Annotated in this window: 1 protein-coding gene; it reads right to left on the minus strand. The window is 70.2% G+C overall.

Going from position 1 to position 2,103, the window contains the following annotated elements:
* Nucleotides 1–643: 643 nt before the first annotated feature.
* Nucleotides 644–2,074 (minus strand): dihydrolipoyl dehydrogenase family protein, encoded by a 1,431-nt coding sequence (locus ABT085_RS45930; RefSeq protein ID WP_351623120.1) that lies wholly within the window; start codon nucleotides 2,072–2,074, stop codon nucleotides 644–646.
* Nucleotides 2,075–2,103: the final 29 nt, after the last annotated feature.

Raw genomic sequence — 2,103 nt, forward strand, 5'->3', positions numbered from 1 at the left:
GGCCTGCGGGACACAGTGCTTTGAGACAAACAAGAGCTGCGGAGTCTGCGTCGGGAGATCGGCAGGAAAGGCCATCCAGGCGGCGAAGCGGTTCCAAAGCAAGGGGTCAAAAAACACATGCGGGGCGGGAGCTGTTCCGCGCTCCTGACCAGTAATTACATGACGATCTTTCAGATCGCAGGCACTGGGCGGGCGGCGGCTGGTGCACCTTCTTCGTCGCAGTGCGGCAAGGCGGTGCCCGTGGCCAACCCTCTGACCGGGAAGGCGGGCGGGCTGGCCTGTCGTTCTCGTTTGGCCGGCGATGGTTTTGACGGCTGGCCGGTGATGAGCGATGGCCCGGTGCCGGTCCGGGAGGGGAAGGGGTACGGGCCGGCACCGGGGGCTTGTATCCGGTTCCCTGATGGTGGCCGGGGTGCGGGGTGGCCGCGTCTCGCCGGAGCCTTGTCGGTCGTCCGGCGAGACGGGCGTGTGTGGGGGCGCCGCCGGGCAGGCGCCGCGATGGGGAAGAGCTTCTCCCGGTGACGGCTTCTCGGCGGTGGAGGCCAGGGGATGGCGGTCCTGGTACCGGGTGCCGGGCGGGGTGTCGGGGTGCCCGTCAGCGTCCAGGTGTGCCCGGCCAGGCCGGGGCGGGTGGGTGAAGTGGTCAGCCGCGGTGGGTCTCGAGGAGTCGCAGCCAGACTTCGCTGAGGGTGGGGAAGGCCGGTACGGCGTGCCAAAGCCGGTCGATGGGTACTTCGCCGACGACGGCGATGGTGGCGGCGTGCAGGAGTTCGGCGACCCCGGGTCCGGCGAAGGTGACCCCGGCGACGGTGCCGCGTTCGGTGTCGATGAGCATGCGGGCCTTGCCGCGGTAGTCCTCGCCGTACTGGTGGGCGCCGGCGAGGCGGGCGAGGTCGTAGTCGACGACCTTGATGCGGTGCCCGTAGCGTTGTGCTTCGCGGGTGGTCAGGCCGACGGAGGCGACTTCGGGGTGGGTGAAGACGACCTGCGGTACGGCGGTGGTGTCGGCTGTGGCGGCATGCGCGCCCCATCGGGTGTCGTCGACCTGTTCTCCCGTGGCCCGGGCGGCGATGACCGCGCCGGCGATGCGGGCCTGGTATTTGCCCTGGTGGGTCATGAGGGCGCGGCGGTTGACGTCGCCGACTGCGTAGAGCCAGCCGTCGGTGACGTCGGTGACGCGGAAGGTGTCGTCCACCGTGAGCCAGTCGCCCGGTGTCAGGCCGATGGTCTCCAGCCCCAGGTCGCCGGTGCGCGGGGTGCGGCCGGTGGCGAAGAGGATCTCGTCGGCGGCCAGGTGGTCGCCGTCGGAGAGGGTGGCGCGGACTTCGCCGCCGGTGCGGGTCAGCAAGGAGACGGTCGTCTCGAAGCGGATGTCGACGCCGGCTTCGGCCAGTGCGTCGGTGACCATTTCTCCGGCGAACGGTTCCATGCGCTGCAGCAGTTCGTCCTCTCTGACCAGGAGGGTGACCTGCGAGCCGAGTGCCTGCCAGGCGGTGGCCATCTCGACGCCCACGACGCCGCCGCCCACCACGATCAGGCGTGCGGGGACCGTCCCGGAGCTGGTGGCTTCGCGGTTGGTCCACGCACCGACCGTGTCCGCTCCGGGGATGTCGGCCAGTGCCGTGCTGCTGCCGGTGGAGACGGCTACGGCGTGCCGTGCGGTGAGGAGGATGTTCTCGCCGTCGGCGGTGTGCACGCGGACCGTGCGCGGGCCCTGCAGGCGGCCGTGGCCGCGTATGAGGTCGACGGATACCGAGTCCAGCCAGGCGACCTGGTCGTCGTCCTTCCAGTAGGAGGACATCGCGTCGCGGTGGGCGAGGACTGCGTCGACGTCCAGCGGTGCGGCGGCCAGGTGCGCGAGTCCGGGGACGCGGCGTGCGTCTGCCTGGGCGATCACCGGCCGCAGGAGTGCCTTGCTGGGGTCGCAGGCCCAGTAGGAGCATTCACCGCCGAGCAGTTCGCGTTCCACGATCACGGTGCTCAGGCCCGCGGCACGGGTGCGTTCGGCAACGTTCTCGCCCACCGGTCCTGCGCCGATGACGATGACGTCGTACGTGCGGGTGGTTTCGTTCATCGCGGATTTCCGTCTCTTGTGGGGGTGTT

Source organism: Streptomyces sp. NPDC002265 (genome assembly GCF_040296125.1).
GTDB lineage: Bacteria > Actinomycetota > Actinomycetes > Streptomycetales > Streptomycetaceae > Streptomyces.